The organism is Ruegeria sp. BHSA163 (assembly GCF_059613365.1).
Genome location: NZ_JBXWSJ010000027.1, coordinates 5,001 through 28,323, shown reverse-complemented (window position 1 = coordinate 28,323; position 23,323 = coordinate 5,001). Strand labels below are relative to the sequence as shown.

Annotated in this window: 24 protein-coding genes and 1 tRNA gene (1 of these 25 running past the window's edge); 10 read left to right on the top strand and 15 right to left on the bottom strand. The window is 51.8% G+C overall.

Annotation, left to right across the window (positions count from 1 at the left end; genetic code table 11):
- Positions 1-229 precede the first annotated feature (229 nt).
- Genes cobT through cobS form a run of 3 tightly spaced genes read right to left on the bottom strand, consistent with a single transcriptional unit; the run spans position 230 to position 3,804 of the window.
- Positions 230-2,107, bottom strand: a complete 1,878-nt coding sequence (gene cobT, locus AC2FNV_RS13725) for a cobaltochelatase subunit CobT (protein ID WP_170476696.1) — start codon at positions 2,105-2,107, stop codon at positions 230-232.
- Entirely contained in the window at positions 2,104-2,805 is a 702-nt protein-coding gene (locus AC2FNV_RS13720) for an aspartate/glutamate racemase family protein (RefSeq protein ID WP_170608624.1), read from the bottom strand. Before AC2FNV_RS13720 ends, cobT begins: the two co-directional genes overlap by 4 nt.
- 12 nt (positions 2,806-2,817) lie before the next feature.
- On the bottom strand, positions 2,818-3,804 hold the full coding sequence (gene cobS, locus AC2FNV_RS13715; RefSeq protein ID WP_170476700.1) for a cobaltochelatase subunit CobS: 987 nt from the start codon (positions 3,802-3,804) through the stop codon (positions 2,818-2,820).
- Positions 3,805-3,990: 186 nt separating this feature from the next.
- Between cobS and AC2FNV_RS13710 the strand changes: the two genes are divergently transcribed.
- The 3 genes from AC2FNV_RS13710 to AC2FNV_RS13700 all read left to right on the top strand — a co-directional run bounded on the left by AC2FNV_RS13710 (position 3,991) and on the right by AC2FNV_RS13700 (position 7,102).
- Positions 3,991-4,623 (top strand): glycosyltransferase family 39 protein, encoded by a 633-nt coding sequence (locus tag AC2FNV_RS13710; RefSeq protein WP_170608623.1) that lies wholly within the window; start codon positions 3,991-3,993, stop codon positions 4,621-4,623.
- Positions 4,572-5,558 carry a hypothetical protein gene (locus tag AC2FNV_RS13705; protein WP_170608621.1) on the top strand — a complete coding sequence of 329 codons (987 nt, stop codon included), beginning with the start codon at positions 4,572-4,574 and terminating at the stop codon, positions 5,556-5,558. Before AC2FNV_RS13710 ends, AC2FNV_RS13705 begins: the two co-directional genes overlap by 52 nt.
- A gap of 653 nt (positions 5,559-6,211) precedes the next feature.
- Positions 6,212-7,102, top strand: a complete 891-nt coding sequence (locus AC2FNV_RS13700) for a Hint domain-containing protein (RefSeq protein ID WP_170608620.1) — start codon at positions 6,212-6,214, stop codon at positions 7,100-7,102.
- Between the two features lie 6 nt (positions 7,103-7,108).
- On the opposite strand, the gene AC2FNV_RS13695 is transcribed toward AC2FNV_RS13700, so the two are convergent.
- Positions 7,109-7,735: a J domain-containing protein gene (locus tag AC2FNV_RS13695; RefSeq protein ID WP_170476705.1), complete on the bottom strand. Its 627-nt coding sequence runs from the start codon at positions 7,733-7,735 to the stop codon at positions 7,109-7,111.
- A 108-nt stretch (positions 7,736-7,843) separates the two neighbouring features.
- Here AC2FNV_RS13695 and AC2FNV_RS13690 point away from each other — a divergent pair, with 108 nt between their 5' ends.
- A complete protein-coding gene (locus AC2FNV_RS13690) occupies positions 7,844-8,098 on the top strand; it encodes a BolA family protein (protein WP_170476707.1) in 255 nt (84 codons plus the stop codon).
- A gap of 42 nt (positions 8,099-8,140) precedes the next feature.
- On the opposite strand, the gene AC2FNV_RS13685 is transcribed toward AC2FNV_RS13690, so the two are convergent.
- From AC2FNV_RS13685 to AC2FNV_RS13670, 4 genes are all read right to left on the bottom strand, one after another.
- Positions 8,141-8,659, bottom strand: a complete 519-nt coding sequence (locus AC2FNV_RS13685; RefSeq protein ID WP_170608618.1) for a GNAT family N-acetyltransferase — start codon at positions 8,657-8,659, stop codon at positions 8,141-8,143.
- On the bottom strand, positions 8,656-9,210 hold the full coding sequence (locus AC2FNV_RS13680) for a helix-turn-helix domain-containing protein (RefSeq protein WP_170608616.1): 555 nt from the start codon (positions 9,208-9,210) through the stop codon (positions 8,656-8,658). The genes AC2FNV_RS13685 and AC2FNV_RS13680 overlap by 4 nt, the downstream gene beginning before the upstream one ends.
- A gap of 115 nt (positions 9,211-9,325) precedes the next feature.
- Positions 9,326-10,342: an extracellular solute-binding protein gene (locus AC2FNV_RS13675; RefSeq protein ID WP_170476712.1), complete on the bottom strand. Its 1,017-nt coding sequence runs from the start codon at positions 10,340-10,342 to the stop codon at positions 9,326-9,328.
- Between the two features lie 225 nt (positions 10,343-10,567).
- The gene (locus AC2FNV_RS13670) at positions 10,568-11,425 is read right to left on the bottom strand and encodes a LysR substrate-binding domain-containing protein (RefSeq protein WP_170608614.1); all 858 of its coding nucleotides are present in this window, start codon (positions 11,423-11,425) and stop codon (positions 10,568-10,570) included.
- An 85-nt stretch (positions 11,426-11,510) separates the two neighbouring features.
- On the opposite strand from AC2FNV_RS13670, the gene AC2FNV_RS13665 reads away from it, so the two are divergent.
- Positions 11,511-12,533, top strand: a complete 1,023-nt coding sequence (locus tag AC2FNV_RS13665) for a permease (protein ID WP_170608612.1) — start codon at positions 11,511-11,513, stop codon at positions 12,531-12,533.
- Between the two features lie 122 nt (positions 12,534-12,655).
- On the opposite strand, the gene ykgO is transcribed toward AC2FNV_RS13665, so the two are convergent.
- Positions 12,656-12,781, bottom strand: a complete 126-nt coding sequence (gene ykgO / locus AC2FNV_RS13660; protein WP_005648635.1) for a type B 50S ribosomal protein L36 — start codon at positions 12,779-12,781, stop codon at positions 12,656-12,658.
- 93 nt (positions 12,782-12,874) lie between these two features.
- Positions 12,875-12,949, bottom strand: a tRNA-Val gene (locus tag AC2FNV_RS13655).
- Between the two features lie 146 nt (positions 12,950-13,095).
- Between AC2FNV_RS13655 and AC2FNV_RS13650 the strand changes: the two genes are divergently transcribed.
- Entirely contained in the window at positions 13,096-13,956 is an 861-nt protein-coding gene (locus AC2FNV_RS13650) for an N-formylglutamate amidohydrolase (RefSeq protein WP_170608611.1), read from the top strand.
- 3 nt (positions 13,957-13,959) lie between these two features.
- Here AC2FNV_RS13650 and AC2FNV_RS13645 read toward each other — a convergent pair whose 3' ends face one another.
- Together AC2FNV_RS13645 and pyrF are read right to left on the bottom strand one after the other, a co-directional pair.
- On the bottom strand, positions 13,960-15,213 hold the full coding sequence (locus AC2FNV_RS13645; RefSeq protein ID WP_170476721.1) for a DNA polymerase IV: 1,254 nt from the start codon (positions 15,211-15,213) through the stop codon (positions 13,960-13,962).
- A 351-nt stretch (positions 15,214-15,564) separates the two neighbouring features.
- Positions 15,565-16,269 carry an orotidine-5'-phosphate decarboxylase gene (gene pyrF, locus AC2FNV_RS13640; RefSeq protein ID WP_170608609.1) on the bottom strand — a complete coding sequence of 235 codons (705 nt, stop codon included), beginning with the start codon at positions 16,267-16,269 and terminating at the stop codon, positions 15,565-15,567.
- Positions 16,270-16,418: 149 nt separating this feature from the next.
- Here pyrF and AC2FNV_RS13635 point away from each other — a divergent pair, with 149 nt between their 5' ends.
- On the top strand, positions 16,419-16,736 hold the full coding sequence (locus AC2FNV_RS13635; protein WP_170608608.1) for a hypothetical protein: 318 nt from the start codon (positions 16,419-16,421) through the stop codon (positions 16,734-16,736).
- A 5-nt stretch (positions 16,737-16,741) separates the two neighbouring features.
- On the opposite strand, the gene AC2FNV_RS13630 is transcribed toward AC2FNV_RS13635, so the two are convergent.
- Positions 16,742-17,332, bottom strand: coding sequence for an isopropylmalate isomerase (locus AC2FNV_RS13630; RefSeq protein WP_170608606.1), 591 nt, complete (start codon positions 17,330-17,332; stop codon positions 16,742-16,744).
- A gap of 226 nt (positions 17,333-17,558) precedes the next feature.
- Between AC2FNV_RS13630 and clpB the strand changes: the two genes are divergently transcribed.
- Positions 17,559-20,177 carry an ATP-dependent chaperone ClpB gene (gene clpB, locus AC2FNV_RS13625; RefSeq protein ID WP_170608603.1) on the top strand — a complete coding sequence of 873 codons (2,619 nt, stop codon included), beginning with the start codon at positions 17,559-17,561 and terminating at the stop codon, positions 20,175-20,177.
- Between the two features lie 61 nt (positions 20,178-20,238).
- On the opposite strand, the gene AC2FNV_RS13620 is transcribed toward clpB, so the two are convergent.
- Positions 20,239-21,213, bottom strand: coding sequence for a hypothetical protein (locus AC2FNV_RS13620; RefSeq protein WP_170608601.1), 975 nt, complete (start codon positions 21,211-21,213; stop codon positions 20,239-20,241).
- 272 nt (positions 21,214-21,485) lie between these two features.
- Here AC2FNV_RS13620 and msrP point away from each other — a divergent pair, with 272 nt between their 5' ends.
- Both msrP and msrQ read left to right on the top strand, forming a co-directional pair.
- Positions 21,486-22,388 (top strand): protein-methionine-sulfoxide reductase catalytic subunit MsrP, encoded by a 903-nt coding sequence (msrP, locus tag AC2FNV_RS13615; protein ID WP_170608599.1) that lies wholly within the window; start codon positions 21,486-21,488, stop codon positions 22,386-22,388.
- Between the two features lie 4 nt (positions 22,389-22,392).
- Positions 22,393-23,007: a protein-methionine-sulfoxide reductase heme-binding subunit MsrQ gene (gene msrQ, locus AC2FNV_RS13610; RefSeq protein ID WP_170608597.1), complete on the top strand. Its 615-nt coding sequence runs from the start codon at positions 22,393-22,395 to the stop codon at positions 23,005-23,007.
- A 95-nt stretch (positions 23,008-23,102) separates the two neighbouring features.
- Here the strand turns inward: msrQ and AC2FNV_RS13605 are convergent, their stop codons facing one another.
- Positions 23,103-23,323: the 3' portion of a hypothetical protein gene (locus AC2FNV_RS13605; RefSeq protein ID WP_496773618.1), read on the bottom strand. 139 nt of this gene lie beyond the right edge of the window; 221 of the gene's 360 nt are visible here — the last part of the coding sequence; its start codon lies beyond the right edge, outside the window; its stop codon occupies positions 23,103-23,105.

Below are 23,323 nucleotides of genomic sequence, written 5' to 3'. Positions count from 1 at the left end.
AAATCTAATGTGTTGGAAACTGAGGGGTACTCGGCAAAAAGTCCAGATTGAGATACTGACATGCATCAAAATTTGGGCGTATTTGACTGCCAAATATAAGCGCCTGACCCATGTTAGGTAAGCTCGCGGTCATCTTTCTTTCTTGTGCCAACAGATCGTTCGCATGTAGTCGCGCAACCAGTTAAAAAGGCAGCAAAACTAAGGAAAATAAGTCACAGGCAAGAAAGATTCAACTCGCCCGTTTCATCCCCATGACACGTGCTCGAGCACGCGGGTCGCTGTCGAAAAGTGCAGCCAGCTGTTCGGTCATGGCCCCTGCAAGTTGTTCGACATCGGTGATCGTGACGGCGCGGTCATAATATCGCGTCACGTCATGGCCGATGCCGATGGCCAGCAATTCCACCATTTGGCGTTTTTCCACCATGGCGATCACGTCCCGCAGGTGCTTCTCCAGATAATTTGCCGGGTTGACACTGAGGGTAGAGTCATCAACTGGGGCACCATCAGAGATCACCATCAGAATTTTCCGTGCTTCACGACGTGCCAGCATTCGCCGATGCGCCCATTCCAGTGCCTCACCGTCGATGTTTTCCTTTAGCAGGCCTTCCTTCATCATCAGGCCAAGGTTGGGTCGTGCCCGCCTCCAAGGTGCATCAGCACCTTTGTAGATAATGTGGCGGAGGTCGTTCAAACGTCCGGGCTGTTGCGGGCGGCCGTCATTCAACCAAGCTTCCCGCGCCTGTCCACCTTTCCAGGCGCGTGTGGTAAATCCCAAAATCTCAACTTTTACGTTGCACCGTTCCAGTGTCCGCGCCAGAACGTCGGCGCAAATTGCAGCGATCGAGATCGGACGGCCACGCATCGAACCCGAATTGTCCAAAAGCAACGTTACGACTGTATCGCGGAATTCGGTATCTTTCTCGACCTTGAAGCTTAGCGGCGTGGTCGGGTTTGCAACAACACGGGCTAGGCGGCCAGCGTCCAGAATACCTTCTTCGCGGTCGAATTCCCAGCTGCGGTTCTGCTGAGCCTGCAAGCGGCGTTGCAACTTGTTCGCCAACCGGCTGACGGCTCCCTTAAGCGGCTCAAGCTGTTGGTCAAGATAAGCCCTTAACCGCTCTAGCTCGGCAGGTTCTGCCAAATCTTCAGCAGCGATTTCTTCGTCATAGGTATTCAGATAAACCTTGTAGTCCGGATCAGCTTCGGAAGCCGGTGGTGGAGCAGGCGGTTCCAACGGTGCTTCACCGTCGGGCATCTCGGCTTCCTCTCCCATTTCATCCTCGGCCATCTCATCCATCGAGACCTGAGCCTGAGACTGATCTTGCTGCTCTTCCTGCGTCTGTTCTGGATTTGCGTCGGCGTCTTGTTCGTCCTGATCATCTTGACCGGTGCTGTCTGGATCAGGTTGCTCTTCAGCATCATCTTCAGCCTGGTCTTCCTGCTCGTCATCCAATTCATCGGGGTCTTCGCCCAATTGGTCGCCATAACCCAGATCTTTGATCATCTGCCGTGCGAACTTCGCGAATTCGGTCTGATCCGAGAGAATGTCCTGCAAGTTGTCCAAAGTGCCGCCGGCTTGTTCTTCGATAAAGCCGCGCCACAGGTTCATTATGTTTTCTGCCGCAGGAGGCAAATCGCGCCCTGTTGCGAGATGCCTGATCAGATACCCCGCAGCAACCGACAGTGGTGCGTCGGCAGGCTGCTTGCATTGGTCATAACCTCGACGGATCGCTTCGTTGCCGATTTTGACGTCGATATTCGACGCCGTACCGGGCATATCGCGGGCGCCCATAGCCTCGCACCTGGCAACTTCCATTGCCTCGTACAAATCACGGGCCATGTCACCCGGAGGCGCATAGCGAGCATGGGTCGCGTCGTCGTGGTACTTACGCTGCAATGCAAGGGCGTCGGCGGTTCCTCGGGCCAACAACACCTCTTCGCGCGTCATTCGGCGGCTAACCTGGGGCAGGCGCATCGACTCGCCCGACATGCCAGACGGGTCAACCGTATATGTGACTGAAAGCTCGGGATCATCGGCCATGACCTTGGTGGCTTCGGCCAACGCTCTCTTGAAAGGATCGGCAGGGTTGTCGTTCGGTTTGCTCATATATCGGCCCCTGCTTCTTTCATCGTTGTTTCGTCGGTCGCCAATCGCGTTAGTACATCGACATGTACATCAAGCGCATCAATCACCTTATATCCGGGTTTTTGACCATCAAATGCGAGATTCAAATCTGTTCCTGCTAATACAATCGCATCAGCTCCGAGATCATCCACCATTCGACGACCAGCGTCCAAAAACAGCTCGCGATTCTGATCTGAGCAGCGACCCTCAACAGCCATATCCTGATAGATCTGTCCCAAAGTCTCAATCTCGTCGTCAAAAGTCACAGCACGCGTTTGTTGGAGCTGGCCATAAAGTTTGGTCTGCATCACGACACGAGTACCTAAAAGCCCCACAGTGTCATAACCCTTTGAGGCAAAGTAACCGTCCAAAGGTTTCACGGCTGAGATCATCGGCAACGATGAGCGTTTGACGGTTTCATCATAGCAAAAATGTCCTCCCAGCGAGGTAATTGCAACGCAGTCAGCTCCTGCAGCCTTGAGTCGGTTTATAAGCTCCGAATAGACTTTGGCCTGATTGACTTTCTCATCAGCCAAATTGTTTCGGATCAATTCTTGAACGTCCGCATGCACAATGGTCAAATCCAGTGATCGACCTCGCAAAGCCACCGCAGTACTCAGCCGTTGATAGTACACTACTGTCGCTGCAACTCCAATTCCGCCGATTAAGCCAATATGCACGGCGGCCTCCTGTTACCCCAAGCTCGCGCTGGCCGCGCTTTCCGGCAGCTCTTCATCAAAGCATCGCTGATAGAACTCTGCCACGGTTTGGCGTTCCAGTTCGTCACATTTGTTCAGAAAGGACAGACGGAAGGCGTAGCCCACGTTGCGAAAGATTTCGGCGTTTTGCGCCCAATTAATGACCGTACGGGGGCTCATAACCGTCGACAGGTCGCCGTTCATGAATGCAGTTCGCGTCAAATCAGCGACTGTGACCATCTGGCTAACAGTTTTTCGGCCCTTTTCGGTATTATAGTTTGGTGCTTTGGAAAGCACGATCATCGTCTCAGCGTCGTGACTGAGATAGTTCAAGGTCGAGACCAACGACCAACGGTCCATCTGAGCTTGGTTGATTTGCTGTGTGCCGTGATACAGGCCGGTGGTGTCGCCCAAGCCCACCGTGTTTGCTGTGGCGAACAGGCGGAAGTTCGGGTTCGGCGTAATGATTTCATTCTGATCAAGAAGGGTAAGCTTCCCATCATGCTCCAACACGCGCTGGATCACGAACATTACATCGGCGCGCCCTGCATCGTATTCATCAAAGACAATCGCCACTGGATTGCGTAAGGCCCAAGGCAGAATACCTTCATGGAATTCAGTGACCTGTTTGCCATCGCGTAGCTTGATCGCGTCTTTACCGATTAGGTCGATACGGCTGATATGACTGTCCAGGTTCACACGAACTGCAGGCCAGTTCAAACGCGCGGCCACTTGTTCAATGTGGGTCGACTTACCAGTGCCATGGTAACCTTGGATCATCACCCTGCGATTGTGCGCAAAGCCAGCCAGAATCGCCAATGTGGTTTCAGGATCGAATTTATAGGTATGGTCAATGACGGGCACGCGGTCGCTTGCTTCTGCGAATCCTTTGACAGTCATATCGCTGTCAATACCAAACACCTCACGGACCGAGATATCTTCGGTCGGTTTTGCGTTGATGTCGATCGATCCGTCAGCCATGCGCCTAGTCCTTATCCTTTGGCCCGTTCAGGGAGTTTGAACCTGTGTGTGGTGCAACATATTGCGGGGAAGGGCAAGGGAAAGCGGCGCATTCGACATAGTGACTGTAAGCTGACCTGATCCACGAGTTACGTCGTTTGGGTCGATTGCTCTTGAACACCTGTTAAAATTGCTCTCTTTGCCGCCATGCAACTTAAACGGGAATTTTCTGTGTACTCTATGCGTTTAACAAAAGCGGCCTTACAAAGGATTTCTTTCGACTCCAACGCTCTTTTTTGGTGTGCATTGATTATTGTTGCGACCTCGCTGAGGCTTTTTCATTTGGGAAGTGAAAGCTTGTGGAATGATGAGCTTGCCAGCTGGGCGTTCAGTAAAGTTGACTCCTTGGGCCAAGTTATTGAGTTGACAAAAAGAGACGTCCACCCTCCGGGTTATCAAGTTTTTCTTTATTTTTGGATCAAACTTGCTGGCGACACCGAGATCGCGTTACGGTTGCCAGCTGCAATTGCTGGTGTGTGGGCCGTAGCGTTTTTGCTATTGTTGGGTCGGCGCCTTTACACACCACAGGTCCCCGGGCTTTCGGCATTATTGCTCGCAGTTTCATGGACCCCGATATACTACTCACAAGAAGGCCGGGCCTACAGCCTTTTGATGCTAGGCGCGATTGCGACAAGCTATTACTGGGTGAAAGTATTTTTGAAACACGCTACTGCGGTCAAAAAGTACGGCCATACGATGTTGTATGTCTCGCCGTGTGGTCCGTTGCAATGGTCTACCTGCATTACTTTGGCGTTTTACTTTTTGGTATACAGGTTTTAGGAGCCTTTTTTATCGGATGGAGACACAGAGAGTTACAACTTTCTGCTTTTGCTTTATCGCTGGTGGTTTTGATATCTTTCGCTCCCTGGGTTCCAGTAATGCTATCGCATAGCGGCAAGGAAATGTCGCATCTTGCCGCGCCGAATTCCTGGGCGGCATTGCAAGATTTTATGAAATTTGCCTTTGATCGGACAAATGCTTTCTCTGTGATACCTGTACTGGCAATTCTGTCTTTTCCAGTATTGTTGTGGACGCAGAAAACACCAGAAGGTCCAGAAGTTTCTGAATTTGTAGCGAAGTACCGGGACTTACTCCTAGTGCTTTGGTTTGTTTTACCATTTCTTATGGCGTTGGTGATTTCTCATTTGATAACGCCAGTCTGGCATAAGCGAAATCTGATAATAGTCGTTCCACCAATCTATTTAATGGTTGCAGCTTCCATTTGGTCGCTTCCCAAACGATCAGTCACCACTGTCCTATCTGTTTTGGTTCTGCTTTCAGTATTCTACAGCGTCGGATTCAAAGGTGGGTATTACAGCAAGACAAAAAAGACGCAATTTAGAGAAGCCATTGAATTTGTTTGTGAAAGATACAAGAGAGAGCCAGTGCTTTTTTATGCGTTGGAGGCACGCTATCTGGAATACTACGACGATGAATGTGATTTGGCAGAAAAGTTGGTTGGGCCATTCGGATCTGCTGGAGACGTTCAAAACGTCGAGCAATTGCTCAGTGAAATGGATGTTGAACGGTTTTGGTACATAAGCGCGCACAGAAAGCCTAACCCAGTGTTTCTGCAATACTTGAGCGATAATTTTGATGAGATAGAGGCAATAGAACATCGTGGGACCCGCAGCATTCTGATGCAGCGAAGAAAGTCTATGGGTGTTTCTGCAATATCATCCGGTGATCAGAACGGTTTTGGATTTTCCAATTAAAAAATTACTCTGATGGCTGAACAGCCAAGAGATACCGCAGTTTAGTCGTGAACGGAAAAGCAGGTTTGTTGTAGTGAGGCTTTGAATCCTCTGGTGGTACTTTGGAATTGGTGTGGCCAATGAAAACCGCCACGTTCGCGTCAAAGCAACTTGCCAAGCGGAAAATTACTTCGGAAAAGTAACTGTTTAGGATACATCTGACGTCCGAAAAAAGCCACCGGCCGAGGTGATGCTTTGAAGGGTGTCCAACCTCAACAATACCTATTCTAAAAGCTCTTATCGCGCTTGAAATATTGCGCCAACCGTAGCCAGCGGTCCGATTTTTCAATGAATGGGAACAGATAAGTGATGGAGTTGCAGGCAAACCGACGGGGTCTTCTGATCGACTCATGAAGTTTGCCATGTCGCTTTTTTGTAACAGGAAAGGCAGTCAAGAATTCCAATCGAATGGATTTTCTTCAACGAGAATTAAAATTCATAAAATAATATATCTTATAGAATTGCGCACCCTATCGCGTAAGGTGTTGGTGCAGGCATTTTGCAAAGAATCTGGGTGAAGAGTACATGAAAGCCAAAGTCATGAGCGGTGTCTCAACCCAGTCTTACGCTGGGTTTGTCAACTTAATTTTGCCGAATGCTAAAAGGGTTAGCTGATGCCGTTTGACGCAACGCTACATACTGTGAACACCACTGGTGGCGGAGATCTGGTTGTACAAGGCTCGACTACGCCCGCGATTATCTCCGGTCTGACTGTGTCGTTTGATGGGGGCGTAACTTTCCAGCCTTATACGTATTTGGGGCAAGGCAACTACCGCGGATCAGGCGAATCCGGTGAATTCATTCAGGTAGGTGGTCAAATCTATGCTTGGGATACTGACAATCCCACAGGCCCAATGACCACGGGTAACTGGCAAATTGGTGAAACTGAACTTGATCCAACGGACCCACCCTGTTTTGTAGCAGGAACTTTGATCGAGACGGAGTCAGGCCCACGTGCGGTCGAAGATTTGGTCGTTGGTGACAGGGTCTGCGTTTCAAACGATGAAACTTTGCCGATTGTTTGGGTCGGGAAGAAAACCCTTAACGCAGATGTTCTACGCGCAAATCCGAAATTCAGGCCTGTTCACATTCGGCGTGATGCGCTCGGACCAGGACTTCCTAACAGGGATTTATGTGTATCGCCACAGCACAGGATCGTGCTGGATGGCTGGCGGGCCGAACTTTTGTTTGGTGAGCCGATGGTTTTTTCAGCCGCGGTTCATTTGGTCAATGACAATACGATCCGGCAGGTGCAGCCGGTTGCACCGGTGGAATACTATCATATCGCATGCCCGCGGCACGCGATATTAAGATCTCATGGTTTAAAGAGCGAGAGTCTGTTTTTAGGTGGCAGGGCCTTAAATTCTTTTGACCGTCGTGACATCGAAGAATTACGAGCGCTGTTTCCAGAGCTAATTAGGCAAGAGACTGGTGCGCAACGTACTCGGCTACGCTGTCTCAAGCGCCCTGAGGTTATAGCCCTTCAAGGCATGCTCCCTCACTAAAGCAGATTACTTAAAGTTGCGGCTGTCCTTAATTTGATCCCAAGCCCAAACAACTTCTTGTAATTGTTCTTCCTGCGATCGATCGCCGCCGTTCATATCTGGATGCAGAACTTTGATTAGCTTTTTATAGGCTTTGCGGACTTCGGCTTTGGTCCAGCTGTCGTTTGCGTCCAGTATCTCTATTGCACGGCGTTCGGTTGGGGGCAGCCGGCGGCCGCCTCCACCGGCGGTACGCCCAGGATTTTTTGTCGCATTTGCACCTAAAACCTGATGCGGGTCTTCAATGCCCAACCGGGCCCAAGCGCGTGCTTCGGGGTCTCCCATTGGCTTGGTTTCGCGCTCCCACACTTTGTCCTTTGATCGCTGAGCATTCAACTCAGCCTCGGTTGTGCCGTCAAAGAAGTTCCACTTTTGGTTATATTCACGCACATGCTGTTGGCAGAACCAATAGAAATCATCCAGAACATCCGGCGCCTTGGGTGCACGAAACTTTCCCGCCTCTTCGCATCCCTCGTGATCGCAGATTCGGGTTGAAGTCTCGGACGCACCCGACATGCCCCGACGCCCGCGCGGTTTCTTTTTCTTAGCGCTGGATACGGACATATCGAATCCAAACGGGTCTGATTTTTCCATTGGCCTGCTCCTGAGAACGCGTCTTTTCGACTCGGAGGCAGCAGTTTAACGTAAGGGCCAGAGAGTAGAAGAGGGAAGCGGCAAAATTTTTTGCTGCCAAGCAAAAAAATGAGCATTACTGACGAAATTCGCGCTCGCTTACAGGCGACTTTTGACCCAAGCGAGCTGGATGTGATCGATGACAGTGAAAGCCACAGAGGCCACGCAGGGTTTCGAGAAGGTGGCGAGAGCCATTTCAATGTCCGCATTCGCTCTGAGGCGTTTCAAGGTCAATCACGTGTCGCCCGTCATCGAGCCGTACACGCCGCGCTCGGGGACGTGGTTCCGCGCATTCATGCGCTGGCCTTGGACATCGATGTTTGAGAGGCTGGGTGAGAAACTCAATCGGAAAGGCGACGAACTGCATTAATCCAGTCGCTTGTACATAAAAGTTGTTGGTTCCAGCCTGTCGTCAAATGGATTTCGGCAATAATCCGGCACTTCTCCGGCGATTTCAAATCCCATGGTCTGGTAAAGCATGCGCGAAGGATCTGAACTGCGCGTGTCGAGAACCAACAGGGTTCTTTTCAATTCGGATGCTCGCTTTATCAGTGCCGTCATTAATGACCGCCCCACTCCTCTACGTCTTGCGTTGGGATTCACCAACAATTTGGCCACATCTGCGCGGTGTGTTTGATTAGGCATTCCGGCCGGGATCAACTGTACCGTGCCGACGATTCCGCCGCCATCATAGGCAACAAAAAGATCCAGCGATTTTCTCACTAGGCCAGGTCGAACAGTGGCTTCCCAATATGTTCTGGCGTCATCCTGTGAAAACGGTAGAACGAACCCAATGCTTGCTCCGGTATGAACACACCCGTGCAGAATTTCAGTCAGATCATCCAACGCGGCGTCGAAAGACTTTTCAAAGAGCTGTGTAATCATATCAATACCATCATGTATCTAGCGCCTCTGGAGGCGTTTGTTTCAAACTTCGTCGGGCCGGACAGGTGGTAGCGCAGACAATCTCCGGCACCGAGTTCATGGGCGATGCCATCAACATTCAAAATCAAGAATCCATCCAGAACTATCAGATGGTGCTCTTGCCCTGGTTTCGGAGGTGCATCGTAAGCAATAACCGTTTCGGGTGGTAAGTGACATTCCAGAACCTCGCCGCTTAGCCCAGTTGCTGGCGGCGAAACCGACTTGCGGGTGAACCCCGTCTCGGGGTCTCGCCATTCAGGCTGCTTGTCAAAAGGCACGCGCGGGGCAAAGCTGTCTTCAACCATCATTAGCAATCGGGACATTGGCAGTTCAAATACTGCGCACAGTCTTCCCAGAGTTTCAGCGGTCGGACTGACATCGCCCTTTTCCATGCGCGACAATGTAGCTCGGCTGATATCGCTAAGTGCGGCGAGTTGCTCGAGTGACCAGCCACGTGATTTGCGTAATTCGCCAAGCCGTGAGGCCAATCTATTAGAAAGTGAATCTTGCATATCTCAATAATGGGAATCATGTTCGTATTCGAGATTATTGATTAAAAATAATAAATATACAACAAAAAAGGGTGCAGAAAACTGCACCCTAATAGTACTGATAACTACTTTTGGTTCATTTCCAACCAACTTCGTTGAAAATCTTCTGAGCTTCGGGGATGTTCTTTGCAACATCTGACAAGCTTACTTCATCAGCTTTGAACTCGCCCATTTGTTTGACTGAGTCCGCAAGTTCAACGCTCGCGACGGCCGGAAATTCATCATTCCCAGCCGAAAAGTATTGCTGTGCCTGATCACTTGCGAGGTATTCCAGAAAAAGGACCGCATTATCTTTATTCGGAGCATTTGCAGCCACACCTGCGCCGGACAAATTCATGTGCGCGCCATAGCTGTCCTGATTTGGAAACACGAAGCCGATCATATCGCGATCAGCTGATAGCCCCTTAACGTCTTTGCGGATCGCGCGCGCGAAATAGTAAGTATTCGACACTGCAATTTCGCATTCGCCCGAGACTATGCCACGCAACTGATCGGTGTCTCCGCCTTGCGGTTTACGTGCCATGTTGGCAACAATGCCTTCGGCCCAGGATTTTGCAGCCTCTTGTCCTTCATGCGTAATTATCGAAGCAAGCAGCGTCTGGTTGTACGTGTTGCTGGAGGACCTAATGCAGACCAGCCCCTTGTATTCTGGTTTCGCCAGATCGGCATATGTGGTCGGGGGGTTCGACACGTTTTCTTTGTCAAAGAAAATGATACGGCCGCGTTGAGAAAATCCGAACCACTGGTTGTCGTTGTCCTGTAGATTTGCAGGGATGCGGTCTTCCAGAACCGAACTTTCAACGGATTGTAGAACGCCAGCATTCTTGGCCCGTTCCAACCGTGATGTGTCCACAGTCAACAATATATCAGCAGGCGAGTTTGCTCCTTCGGCCTCCATCCGGGCGATCAGTTCATCTGCCTTGCCTTCTATACGGTTGATAGTGACTCCTGTGGCCTCTTCAAAGTCTGTGTAGAGACGTTCGTCGGTGTCGTAGTGGCGCGACGAATACAGGTTTAATTCGCCCTCGGCAAAGGCTGAGGCAGCGATCAAAGTCACCAAAGTTGCCGCGGCGCAGGTTGAGGATTTCAGCATAATCTATCCCGATATTGAAAGGTGTCACGGGCAATAACCCGACTGATTTAGTCAATTAAACGATTCTGGGTGGGATGCAAGTAATTCTGACAAAAATACTAAGTCAAAGACCCAAGCCTATTTTTGCGGCTTGGCGGAAGAAATCTACCACCTCAAGCATGAGCTGAGAAATCAGAAACGCCCTCGGCTAGCCATGCGCCGAGGGCCTTACAAGCATCGGGAACTTTAAGCCATAACCCTAAATGCGGAGCGAATAGCGGCTCTCATAGCTTCCCGAGTTTCGGTTTCTTGTAAGTCCGGCCCGGCCATCACCAACTTGGAGCCGGGCGTAGTTGGAAGGCCTAACTTGTTGTTCACAACCGACAGGCCCGAGTGAAGCGATGACCGACCCAGCATCCCAACTGCAATTCCAGCTTCCACTGCAGCAATGACACCCGACACACTTTGGCTGGAATATACAACGCGGTAGGGCTTTCCCCGGCTGTTCAGAGAGTTGATCGCTGAGTCGCGCCACCAACAGGCGTGGTCAAACAAGGCAACCGGCAAGTTTTCTTCGGTTTGGAAATCGCGGGCTGCTGACGCCACCCAGCATGTAGGATCTTCAAAAAGAATCTCTTCGTGGTTACCCGGCTGTTCCACTTCATAAATCGCGAGGTCGAACAAACCCTTTTCAAGTGCCTCTGGGAAACCAGTACTTAAGGCACAGGTCACCTCTAACTCGACCCTTGGGTGTAAGCGGCTGAACGCGGCGATGATCTCCGAAAGTTTTGCTCTGCCATGATCATCAGGGATCGCCAGTCGCAATTTGCCTGCAATGGTATTTTGGGACATGTCCTGCAAGGCTGCGTCCAGACGCGCGGTTACTTCCTGCGCAACGGGTAACAATCGATGGCCCGTGTCGCTTAGAACAATACCGCGACCATGTCTTTCAAAAACAGGTTGCCCGAGAATGGTTTCGAGCCGCTTGACCTGAAGAGAAGTGGCGGATTGGGATCTGTGAATCCGCACCGCGCCCTCTGTAACGCTGCCAGACTCTGCCACTGCAATGAAGGTGCGAAGCAGATCGCTGTCCAAGTTTTGCATTCGAAATTCCTATAGGAGAGATTTATACTATTTGTTTCACCAATGTCAGATCAACCACTAGGTTTCAAGGTCAGAGGAGTATCCCATGACCGATCAGACAGTTATCAGCCAACGATCAGGCAGGAAATTTTTGATATGGAGCTTGTGCCTATTGGCGACGATTGGTGCTGGTTTTGCTTGGCCCGAACATGCCGTGAGCGTCGTCAAGTTCGTAATCTGGGGATTGCTAGCAGTCGCCCCAATCGTCATTCCTGGCATATTCGTTGCGGCTTGGATCATTGCCAGCGGCGCGGATGCGCACATTGCAGGCGCTTTCGAGGGAAGAACCCTGAAGACAGTTGTTGCAGCTTCGTTTATCGGAGCTATCACGCCGGTTTGTGGTGTTACCGTCTTGCCGCTTATGGCCGGGTTGTTAGCTGCAGGTGTTCCGCTTGCACCAATCATGGCGTTTTGGTTGTCATCTCCGATCACTGATCCAGCCATGCTTGCAACGACAGCCGCAACCCTTGGCTTTAGTTTTGCTGTCGGCAAAACAGTGGCTGCTTTTGGGTTGGGTTTATTCGGTGGTGCAGTGACCGGATTGTTCGCCCAGACGTCTTGGGCGCTGAATGCTTTGCGGGATAATGGTTTGGCACGCCAACTTAGCGTCGGCAGATGTGGCGACGATACAACTTTCGACCCCTGGATCTGGAATACCGAAGCGCGTCGACGGTCCTTCGCCGCTCAATTCTGGGCCACATCCCGACTTATCCTGATCTGCTTAGTTCCGGCATTCGCCGCCGAGTATGCATTGAACGCCGCTTTAACCCCCGGAGTTTTAGCTGCTTACGTCGGAGAGGATCAATGGTGGGCTGTACCTGCCGCAGTGTTTGTCGGCGCGCCAGCTTATATCGATGGATATGCGGCTTTGCCGCTCACGCGTGGATTGATTGAAAACGGGATGTCCGAAGGCGCGGCAATGGCCTTTTTGATCTCAGGTGGTGTCGTGAGTATCTGGGGCGCAATGGCTATCGCCCCTGTGCTAAAGTTGAAACCGTTTCTTTTATACCTGCTGCTTGCGGTTCTGGGCTCTGTCGCAGCAGGATATTTATTTGGATGGATGGTCTGAATTCATTTTGATACGGCAGCCAATCGTTCAAGGAAGACTGCGTAATCAGATCCTCAATGTTCGTTGGCCAGAACAAAAAAAACCGCGCTTGGATGCGCGGTTTTTTGTTCTGTGATTTGTTCTCAGCCTTGGCGCGCTTTGAACTTACGCTGCGTCTTGTTGATCACGTAGACGCGGCCTTTGCGACGCACAACCCGGCAGTCACGGTGCCGATTCTTGAGCGAGCGGAGCGAGTTCTTGACCTTCATGGCCTGTCTCCAATCTGCGGCGCCTTCATCAAGGACGTGGCCAGCGCCTGGGTTAGCGGGTGTCCCGAGTCAGACCCGAAACAGTGAACACAATGGTGGGCGGTACAAGGATCGAACTTGTGACCCCTTCGATGTCAACGAAGTGCTCTACCGCTGAGCTAACCGCCCACGAACCATAGCGAGACTGCCCCATAACGAAATGGGGCGCGGAACCCCGCGCCGGTAGCGGGGTCTATAAAAGGAGTCGTTAGGGGGATCAAGGGGTTTGGAAGAACTATTTTCCGGTCTATGTTCAACGCGAAGAAGGAGAGACTATGCCGACCGAAGCTTACAATTTGGTTATGCCGGAGAAACTGAGTTCATGCGCAGTTTTTGCATCCCCGCATAGTGGTCGGGACTATCCTGCGGCGTTTCTGGACCGCTCGGTTCTGAATTATAAAACGATTCGATCGTCAGAAGATGCGTTTGTTGATCAACTGTTCGACAGCGCCCCCCGGCATGGTGCACCGTTTCTTACGGCTGCAATGCCACGCGCTTATCTGGATTTGAACAGAAATGCGGACGAGCTGGACCCGGCTTTGATACAAGGGGCCCGGAGGCAGGGGCACAATCCCCGGGTCGCATCGGGTCTGGGCGTGATTCCCCGCGTGGTCGCCAACGGTCGTGTGATTTACAATGGAAAAATCACTATGGATGAGGCGCGTTTGCGCATCGATAATTATTGGCGACCGTATCATGCGTGTCTCAAATCTCTGCTATCAGAGGCGCATCAAAAATTTGGGCAAGCCATACTTATCGACTGTCATTCAATGCCGCATGAAGCCGTAGCAATTTCAGGTACAGGGCAGTCCAAACGACCCGAGATTGTTCTGGGGGATCGGTTTGGAGCCTCGGCGTCGGGGGCAATCGTGGACCAGATCGAGTCCGCTTTTGCTTCCGCCGGATTGAATGTTGCGCGAAACACACCTTTTGCCGGAGCCTATGTGACTCAGACCTACGGGCGCCCGGGGCGACACCAGCACGCGATTCAGGTCGAAATTGATCGTTCATTGTACATGGATGAGGAACGGATCGAGCCTAACCAAAACTTTCACGCGTTCCGAACTTTAATGGATTTAGTAATTTCTGAAATTGCCAGTATCGGTTCAGAACCTGCGCGGTTGGCCGCAGAATAATTTTCAACGTAACGCGCGGCCTTTTACAATAGCATCAGTGCCGAACCTTTTTCGGATTTCATCGGTTGCTCGTTCGGCCTGCGATCTGCGGGCCGCGCCAGGGTCAAGCAAATCGCCTGAAATGTCTGCCTGATCCTCAGGGCACAGATCAGAAAGGCCACAACCCAATAAACGATACGGGCCTTGGTCACCAACTTGATCAAACAAGCCGCGCGCAGTTCGATAAATGCGATCTGCAATTTGCGTTGGATCGCGCAATGAAACACGCCGCGTTATCAGCTTGTGGTTTGCTTGCTTTAGTTTCAATGTCACCACACGCCCTGCCAATCCTTTGGCCTTAGCCCTGTCAGCAACCTTTTCAGACATACGCCATATATGACCGTCCAAAATTTCGATACTGGCCGTGTCTTCAAAAAACGTCGTCTCATTACTGATGGATTTCATTGGTTCGTGGGCCGAGACACGGCGCTTATCTTGACCGCGAGCCAAATGCCATAAACGGTATCCCATGGACCCAAACCGAGCTGTTAACGCTTCCTGATCCCAACGCAAAAGGTCGGAAAAGGTGCGAATTCCCGCACGATCCAACGACTCTTGCGCCGCCGGACCTATGCCCCAAATCAAGCGCACGGGCTTATCGTGTAAGAAATCAGCCGTTTCAGCCTTGCCAATAATTGAGAACCCCCGGGGTTTGTCCAGATCAGACGCGACCTTTGCCAAGAACTTGTTATGTGACAGGCCAATAGATCCGGTTACTCCGAGCTCTTCTTTCATGCGTTTAACAAGTCGTGCCAACATCACCGCTGGCGGCGCCCCGTGCAGGCGCTCTGTACCGGAAAGGTCTAGAAACGCCTCGTCCAGAGACAGCGGCTCGACGATCGGTGTCAACTCATCCATCATCTTGCGGATTTCGCGGGAAACTTCGGCATAGGCTGACATTCGCGGTTTTATGACCACTGCATCTGGGCAAACTTGAAGCGCTTTGAACATGGGCATAGCAGAACGCACACCCCGAATCCGAGCCACATAGCATGCGGTCGACACCACTCCGCGTTTTCCGCCCCCGATAATAACCGGTTTGTCTGCCAGCTCCGGGTTGTCTCGTTTCTCGACCGAGGCATAAAAAGCATCGCAATCCATATGCGCAATGGATAAGTCAAATAGCTCGGGATGAGTTTTGACGCGAGGGCTGCCGCAGGAAGGGCAACGGCGTTCCTCAGCTAGTAAAGTCAGGCAATCTCGGCAAATTCCGGGCATAAAAGTCCCCACGCGGTCCACGAATGGGCAGGGCGTTTCTTATAGCACCGTTTCCGGACGATCAAAGGGCCATCGTTTGAGTTAGTCTTTGTGAAAGAAGACCCCCCGCGACTTTGCGGGGGGAGGTAACGAACCTCAGGAAGAACTGGTTCGTTGGGGGAGTGTCTCACCCCTAAATTCGCCGATAAGACTTGTTTTCGATAGAACGAAGGCGCGCGGCAATAAACTCGCTTTTTGAATGTGTGTTTTCAGGCACAGAGACGATTTGGTACAGAACCAATGAATATTGACGTAAGGTCAAGCCGTTGCAATCGAAACCTGAGATTATTTCAGCCCGAATCCCTGGACAGTTCAGTGCCGTGTCAAGGAATTTAACTCGTTCAGAACCGCTTCGGCCGCAGATTTTGGGTCCTCTGCCTGATAGATCGGACGGCCTATAACGATGTGATCAGCGCCATCACTAATCGCAGTTGCAGGAGTGGCCACGCGTTTCTGATCTCCAAGTGATGTTCCGGCGGGTCTTACGCCGGGCGTAACGATCACGCGATTTTTGGCCTGAGGCAGTGCTCGGATCAGGGCGGCCTCTTGTGGGCTGGCAATTACGCCATCGGCGCCGGCCTCTAACGCTTTCGCCGCCCGTTCAACGACAAGCTCTCGCACGTCGCCTGGTTTGATCAGACTGGCATCCAGATCTTCGCGGTTCAGTGAAGTCAGGATTGTGACGGCGAGGATCTTCAAATCTTTTCCCGAGGTGCCTTCCTTTGCAGCACGGACAACATGAGGGTCGCCGTGAACGGTAAGGAAGTCCAAATCAAACTGTGCCAACCCGCGTACTGCGTTTTCGACTGTGTTGCCGATGTCGAACAGCTTCATGTCCAGAAAGATACGCTTGCCATGATCCTGCTTCAGTTCGTTGGCCAATGCCAATCCGCCGCCTGTCAGCATCCCCAGTCCGATTTTGTAGAATGATACACTGTCGCCCAAGCGTTCAGCCATAGCCAGCCCTTGCAGGGCATTCGGGACATCAAGGGCTACGATCAGGCGGTCATCTGACATTGCGTTCGGGCTCCTATTTGGCAAACGTCTGCGTCCTAGCTGTTTCGGGCGCTCGTGTCCATGCGTGACCAATCAAAGGAACAACTGTCCAGAACTAGCGTCTGTGTTATGTTGCGAGACATGTAAATTGGAATAAAGAAAGCAATAACATGAAAAAGCTATTGGTTCTGGGGGCGACTGTTGCTTTGACGGCCTGCGATAACTCTGCACCGAGCGATGAGGCCGTCGCAGCCCCGCCTGAGCCAACTTCAGACGACTTGATGTTGGTACGCGGCTATCGGTCGACGGACGACCAATGCCAACTGACTGGGGAAACCTCGTTTACTGTAAATTTTCTGGATGATGCAGCTGATCTTGTGTCTTGCCCTTCGGGTAGCGAAGCGGCGCAGTCGCTGGTGGCTGCGTACAACGCGCGGCAGGTGGCAGAAACCGGTGGCTACACTGTCTACACGGTGCCACGTCGCTGATTGGATCAGTACTTTGGTCCGGTGTACAAATGACCTCGGCGGATAATCACGATCGCGTTGATGGCGATAAGGGCGATACTCGTCAGTTCCAAAATCCAATTCATCCGAATGGATTGAATTTCAGTGTTCAAAAACTCATCAAAATGATGGAATCCCGCCGCGCGTATCAGGATAAAACAAATCAGAATAATCAAACCGATCAAGGCAAGGCCAACGGCCCGCAGATGCTGTCTTAGCGCCCAAAGGCTAAAGATGGCGATGTTAAAACCGGTCAACACAATGGCTACAATAAAGATGAACTGAACAGCGCGCCGTTCTTCGTACCAGCCTTGCATCTGTGATAGGCATCGGCCACCAGCCGTCAAGGCAGATTGAAGATCTAGCTGTTTGTTTATCATTAACCCAAACAATACAATGCCCAGCGTTGCCCAAAACACGCGAACAGTACCTTCAGGATGTCGAGGGCTCGCCACAAGACACAACACTGCTGTGAGGCCATAGGCGGCGACAGTCACCCATCCCAGCACGCTGGGATCACCAATGACGGGGGACCAGTCATCAGCAATGCATGCCCCAAGATTGTCGGTTACGCTCATGCTATCTTTGGATCAGTGCCGCCACTGCAGCGCTGCGACATTAATTTGCAAAAGATCATATGCTCGTATTTGCCCCATGTTTCCATCTCAACTTAGCGATCCGGGGATAATGACGAAAGAGGTCTTGATTCCCTACCGTTATTTACCAAATTGAACTTGAGGCCCATATCGACGCGTGCCGCCAAGCGGGCGCAGCTAACAGGGCGCTTGATAAAAGGAGAATGGAATGGACTTGAATAAGTTCACCGAGCGGGCACGGGGATTCGTGCAAGCAGCGCAGACAATAGCGCTGCGCGAGGGGCACCAGAGATTGGCACCCGAACATATTTTGAAAGCATTGATGGATGACGATCAGGGGCTGGCGAGCAATCTGATCACACGCGCGGGCGGCGCGCCCACGCGGGTGGTTGAGGCGCTAGACGCTGCTATGGCAAAGATCCCCCAGGTCAGTGGCGACGCAGGCCAGATTTACATGGATGGGCAAACCGCCAAAGTGTTGGACGAGGCTGAGAAAATCGCCATCAAAGCGGGTGACAGCTTTGTGCCCGTTGAACGCGTTTTGATGGCGCTTTGCATGGTGAAGTCCAAGGCGAAGGACGCGTTGGAAGCCGGTGCCGTATCTGCCCAGAAACTGAACGAGGCGATTAACGATATTCGAAAGGGACGTACCGCGGACTCGGCGTCGGCAGAGGAAGGCTATGACGCCCTCAAGAAATATGCACGCGACCTGACCGAAGCCGCAGCCGAAGGCAAGATCGACCCAATCATCGGACGTGACGAAGAAATTCGCCGCTCGATGCAGGTTCTGTCGCGCCGCACCAAAAACAACCCGGTTCTTATCGGTGAACCTGGTGTCGGTAAAACTGCGATCGCAGAAGGTATGGCCTTGCGTATCGTCAACGGTGATGTTCCTGAGTCTCTTAAGGACAAAAAGTTGCTTGCGCTCGACATGGGCGCGTTGATCGCTGGCGCGAAATACCGCGGTGAGTTTGAAGAACGCCTAAAGGCAGTTCTGACTGAAGTGACCGAGGCGGCGGGTGAGATTATCCTGTTCATCGACGAAATGCACACTTTGGTGGGCGCCGGGAAATCCGACGGCGCGATGGATGCCGCCAACCTGATTAAGCCCGCATTAGCTCGGGGTGAGTTGCACTGTATCGGCGCAACCACGCTGGATGAGTATCGGAAATACGTTGAAAAAGACGCGGCACTCGCACGTCGGTTCCAACCCGTAATGGTACAGGAGCCGACCGTCGAGGACACAATCAGCATTCTTCGTGGTATCAAGGAAAAATACGAACTGCACCACGGCGTACGCGTTTCAGACTCGGCTTTGGTTTCGGCCGCGACGCTGTCCCATCGCTATATCACGGACCGCTTCTTGCCAGACAAAGCCATCGACCTTGTTGATGAGGCAGCGTCGCGTCTGCGGATGGAGGTTGACTCCAAGCCAGAGGAACTTGACCAACTGGATAGGCAGATTCTGCAGATGCAGATCGAGGAAGAGGCGCTGAAGCTAGAAGATGACGCTGCTTCGAAGGATCGTTTGGATACTTTGCAAAAAGATCTGGCTGATCTGCAGGAACAATCCGCGGAGATGACAGCTCAGTGGCAGGCTGAACGTGACAAGCTGGCCGGTGCCCGCGATCTGAAAGAGCAGCTCGAAAAGGCGCGGGCAGATCTGGAGATTGCAAAGCGTGAAGGCAACCTCGCCAAGGCGGGTGAGCTGTCTTATGGAGTCATCCCCGAGCTTGAGAAAAAGCTGACCGAGGCAGAGAATGCCGAAAGCAACGCCATGATGGCAGAAGAAACCGTGCGTCCTGAACAGATTGCCTCGGTGGTCGAGCGCTGGACAGGTATCCCTACCTCGAAAATGCTGGAAGGCGAGCGCGAGAAGCTGCTGCGGATGGAAGATGATCTGCATTCCCGCGTGATCGGTCAGGACGCGGCGGTAACTGCTGTTGCCAACGCCGTGCGCCGCGCTCGTGCTGGTTTGAACGACGAGAACCGCCCGCTGGGTTCGTTCCTGTTCCTTGGTCCGACTGGCGTGGGCAAAACTGAACTGACCAAGGCTGTAGCGAACTTTCTATTCGACGACGACAACGCGATGGTGCGAATCGACATGTCCGAGTTCATGGAAAAGCACGCCGTCGCCCGCCTGATCGGGGCCCCTCCGGGCTATGTCGGCTATGACGAAGGCGGAGTGCTGACCGAAGCCGTGCGGCGCAGGCCATATCAGGTTGTGCTGTTTGATGAGGTGGAAAAGGCGCACCCGGATGTGTTCAACGTTCTATTGCAGGTTCTGGACGATGGGGTTCTTACCGATGGTCAAGGCCGCACTGTCGACTTTAAGCAGACGCTGATCATCCTGACGTCGAACCTTGGGTCTCAGGCACTCAGTCAGCTGCCCGAAGGCGCGGACAGTGCGCAGGCAAGGCGCGACGTGATGGATGCTGTCCGGGCGCATTTCCGGCCGGAGTTCCTGAACCGTCTGGACGAAACGATCATCTTTGACCGACTTAAGCGGGCTGATATGGATGGCATCGTCGATATCCAGATGGCACGCCTGCAGAAACGTCTGGCCGCCCGCAAGATCGAACTGGCATTGGATGATAGTGCCAAGGAATGGCTGGCCAATGAAGGGTATGATCCGGTCTTTGGCGCTCGTCCTTTGAAACGCGTTATTCAGCGCGCCTTGCAGAACCCGCTGGCAGAAGCTTTGCTGGCCGGTGAGATCAAGGATGGAGAAACCGTTCCCGTGACAGCCGGAGCAGAAGGCCTAATTATCGGTGACAGGTTGGGTACATCTGATCGCCCACGTCCCGATGATGCAGTCGTGCATTAATTTTGAAACACTTAGCATCAAGAGACCCGTCTATTAGGCGGGTCTTTTTTATGACTGCATGCTAATGATCGCGGAACTCTCGGCTTTTGCGCAAAGCTCGCAATTCTTCAGGGGACATTTTGGGGCCGGTTTTGGTTACAGGTGGTGGGGTGGAGGCCCGATCAAGTTGCGCATTCGCTTTTGAGGCCGCTATAGCCAAATCCTCGCACAGTTTCTGGTATCCCAAAACCCCTCCTGCGCACTGCAGGCTATACGTCCAGACGCCAATCAACATGATAGCGACCGACAGACCAATCAGAGACCAGACAGGCCGTACGGCCGCAGTGCCATAGATCATATTTCGAACTTCCACTGCGTCAGCCGATAAGGTCTCGGTCGTTCCTGATAGAAACAGCAATGTGATCAGGATTGCGTAAAGGGTGGTGGACCCAACATAGCTAAGAACGGTCAACCCAAAAAGTTCTCCGAACGAAGCTCTGAAGTGTCGAAAAGGCGTGTAAGTCAGACCGTCAGGGTCTCTCCCGATTGAAGCGGATGCAATAGGCACGAGCATGCTGGCGCGAAACGAGCAAGCAGACAGGAAAACTGCTACAACAACCGCAACGGCAGGGATCGCCAAAGAAGGCTCCAAGAACCTAAGCGCGACATCCTTGAATGCATCAAGTTGAAAGATTTCGGAAGACGTCAGCAATAATGGGATGGCAAGCATTAGCGCAAGAATCAATGTCATGCCTGCGCTTTGTACAGCACCGTAAATGACGGCGGGAATTACCAATGTCCGAATACGATTACTGGGTTTCACATTCATGGATTGAAGGCCAAACCTGGCGCCGAGAAGAATTGGCAGGGCGCTTGCAGAAGCAATTATCAGAAAAGCCAGAAAAATTGCCGATGTTGGGAATAGAATGCTTATCAGCAGCTCCAAAATCGTGCCGACAATTACGTAAAGCACCAACCCAATCAGCATGAAAGGCAGTGCGATAACAAGCCGCCAGAATATAGACAACGATAAAGGAATGGCTTGAGACAAGAACATCGAAATTTACTGAATACAATCTTTAGGTGTTTTTCTAATAATGAGATCCCGATAAACGTGCCAGTTGTTTTGAATGGCATGCATCAGAGCGACCAAGTTATGTGTCTTTTGGGAGCCGGTTTTCCGTTCTGACGCAATCGGAAGCCTTATTTGGACCCGAAAAATAGGCTTTACGTTACAATCTCGTCTCTCAATCGTTATGAGTGTTGTCTTTGCCCTGTGCTAAGAGGGGATTAACTCATGTCGTAATTGGGTTGTTCAAGGAGGCCTGAATGGCGCATCGCTGGTCTAACAAACTTACACATGCCGACGTTACACCGCGGGCGGCTTTTCTGAACCGACGGCAGGTAATCGCTGGGCTGGGAGGTTTGGGGTTAACGGGTTTGGCAAAGCCCGGCGCGGCTCAAGAAGGGTTGGAGCCGAATACTTGGGAAGAAATCACATCCTATAATAATTTCTATGAATTTGGGACGCGCAAAGATGACCCAGCCAAATATGCGGGTGCGTTGACGACTGAACCCTGGGCTATCGAAATCGACGGGATGGTGGAACGTCCCGGCGAATATGACTTTAAAGATGTGATGGCCGAAATGACGGTTGAAGAGCGAATCTACAGATTTCGTTGTGTTGAAGCGTGGTCAATGGTCATTCCCTGGAATGGGTTCGAACTGGCCGATCTTTTGAACATGGCAGGCGTTCAGGAAGGAGCAAAATACGTGGCGTTCGAAACCGCGTTGCGTCCCGACGAAATGCCAGGTGTTCAATTCCCAGTATTGGATTGGCCCTATCGTGAAGGGTTGAGGCTGGACGAAGCGATGCACCCTCTGACGATAATAGCCACAGGTATATACGACCGTCCGATCCCAAATCAAAACGGCGCACCGTTGAGGTTAGTGGTACCGTGGAAATATGGCTTCAAATCGATAAAGTCGATTGTTCGTATTACCCTGACGGAAGAGGAGCCACCTACGAGTTGGAATATGGCGATCCCAGGTGAATATGGGTTCTATAGCAATGTGAATCCCAATGTAGATCACCCGCGCTGGTCGCAAGCATCCGAACGCCGGATCGGTGGTGGACTTTTCGCGAAGCGTGAACCAACGCTTATGTTCAATGGTTACGAAGAAGAGGTCGCCGATCTGTATGACGGTATGGATCTTGCGAAAAACTATTGAAGTCATGCGGGCCCTAAGTCAGATCCTTCGCCGCGTTCCAGTTTGGGTCGTTTATGTGCTGGGCTTATTGCCGGCCCCTTGGTTGTTTTACCTCGGTCTTACCGGAGGCTTGGGTGTAGAACCGATCGAGGCGCTTGAGCACAGGTACGGAGAACTTGCACTTCAACTATTGATCATTGGGCTGGCGATTACGCCGCTGCACCGACAATTCCGCCTGAATCTCATCAAGTTTCGCCGTGCAATTGGCGTATTAACTTTCACATATGTCAGCTTGCACCTGCTGGTCTGGCTTGTGCTGGATGTGCAGGTGCCTAGTGAGATTTGGGCTGATATTCTCAAGCGCCCATACATCACGGTCGGCATGGCGGCGTTTGCGCTGATGGTACCGCTGGCACTCACTTCAAATGATTGGTCAGTTCGCAGGCTTGGAATCCGCTGGCGCAAAGTTCACAAGCTCGTTTATCCCGTGGCGATCTTAGGTGCGCTTCATTACGTAATGCTGGCAAAAGGGTTCCAGATCGAGCCTTTGATATACTTAGTGGTTATTTTGGCTCTTTTAGCGTTACGCCTACCGTTCTCGGGCATGTTTCAACGATCTCGTCAGGCCGACATTAGGTGATTTGACCTGAGTCTGTGGGTAACTCTGTACATGAGTCTCTTTCCAGAATTACCTAAGCAATTTTCGTCAGTGAAATTTGAGAATTAATCATTTAACTAACTGTTTTTAAACAATGTTTTACCGAAGTGGGATTTTTTTTGAACTTTTGTCTTTTTCTTCTTGCGGAAGTATTGAGTTGGGCTTAGAAGGCGCTTCACCGGGTCTTTATGGGTTTGGTGACGGGCTGGAGAGTTGGCTGGACGCATCGGAGAGACGGTGGGCATCTGAGGTAAGGGATTGGGCGGTTGCGCTGATTTATTGGCGTGATGGTCTTGTT

Bases quoted from the DNA above. Each gene is read 5' to 3' on its own strand.
- clpB (WP_170608603.1), top strand. From the start codon at position 17,559: ATGGACTTGAATAAGTTCACCGAGCGGGCACGGGGATTCGTGCAAGCA.
- AC2FNV_RS13675 (WP_170476712.1), bottom strand. From the start codon at position 10,342: ATGCTGAAATCCTCAACCTGCGCCGCGGCAACTTTGGTGACTTTGATC.
- AC2FNV_RS13705 (WP_170608621.1), top strand. From the start codon at position 4,572: ATGGTCTACCTGCATTACTTTGGCGTTTTACTTTTTGGTATACAGGTT.
- msrQ (WP_170608597.1), top strand. From the start codon at position 22,393: ATGCGGGCCCTAAGTCAGATCCTTCGCCGCGTTCCAGTTTGGGTCGTT.
- AC2FNV_RS13665 (WP_170608612.1), top strand. From the start codon at position 11,511: ATGACCGATCAGACAGTTATCAGCCAACGATCAGGCAGGAAATTTTTG.
- pyrF (WP_170608609.1), bottom strand. From the start codon at position 16,269: ATGTCAGATGACCGCCTGATCGTAGCCCTTGATGTCCCGAATGCCCTG.
- cobS (WP_170476700.1), bottom strand. From the start codon at position 3,804: ATGGCTGACGGATCGATCGACATCAACGCAAAACCGACCGAAGATATC.
- AC2FNV_RS13630 (WP_170608606.1), bottom strand. From the start codon at position 17,332: ATGAGCGTAACCGACAATCTTGGGGCATGCATTGCTGATGACTGGTCC.
- AC2FNV_RS13645 (WP_170476721.1), bottom strand. From the start codon at position 15,213: ATGCCCGGAATTTGCCGAGATTGCCTGACTTTACTAGCTGAGGAACGC.
- AC2FNV_RS13685 (WP_170608618.1), bottom strand. From the start codon at position 8,659: ATGATTACACAGCTCTTTGAAAAGTCTTTCGACGCCGCGTTGGATGAT.
- cobT (WP_170476696.1), bottom strand. From the start codon at position 2,107: ATGAGCAAACCGAACGACAACCCTGCCGATCCTTTCAAGAGAGCGTTG.
- AC2FNV_RS13670 (WP_170608614.1), bottom strand. From the start codon at position 11,425: ATGCAAAACTTGGACAGCGATCTGCTTCGCACCTTCATTGCAGTGGCA.
- AC2FNV_RS13680 (WP_170608616.1), bottom strand. From the start codon at position 9,210: ATGCAAGATTCACTTTCTAATAGATTGGCCTCACGGCTTGGCGAATTA.
- AC2FNV_RS13690 (WP_170476707.1), top strand. From the start codon at position 7,844: ATGAGCATTACTGACGAAATTCGCGCTCGCTTACAGGCGACTTTTGAC.
- AC2FNV_RS13700 (WP_170608620.1), top strand. From the start codon at position 6,212: ATGCCGTTTGACGCAACGCTACATACTGTGAACACCACTGGTGGCGGA.
- ykgO (WP_005648635.1), bottom strand. From the start codon at position 12,781: ATGAAGGTCAAGAACTCGCTCCGCTCGCTCAAGAATCGGCACCGTGAC.
- AC2FNV_RS13650 (WP_170608611.1), top strand. From the start codon at position 13,096: ATGCCGACCGAAGCTTACAATTTGGTTATGCCGGAGAAACTGAGTTCA.
- AC2FNV_RS13620 (WP_170608601.1), bottom strand. From the start codon at position 21,213: ATGTTCTTGTCTCAAGCCATTCCTTTATCGTTGTCTATATTCTGGCGG.
- msrP (WP_170608599.1), top strand. From the start codon at position 21,486: ATGGCGCATCGCTGGTCTAACAAACTTACACATGCCGACGTTACACCG.
- AC2FNV_RS13635 (WP_170608608.1), top strand. From the start codon at position 16,419: ATGAAAAAGCTATTGGTTCTGGGGGCGACTGTTGCTTTGACGGCCTGC.
- AC2FNV_RS13695 (WP_170476705.1), bottom strand. From the start codon at position 7,735: ATGGAAAAATCAGACCCGTTTGGATTCGATATGTCCGTATCCAGCGCT.
- AC2FNV_RS13710 (WP_170608623.1), top strand. From the start codon at position 3,991: ATGCAACTTAAACGGGAATTTTCTGTGTACTCTATGCGTTTAACAAAA.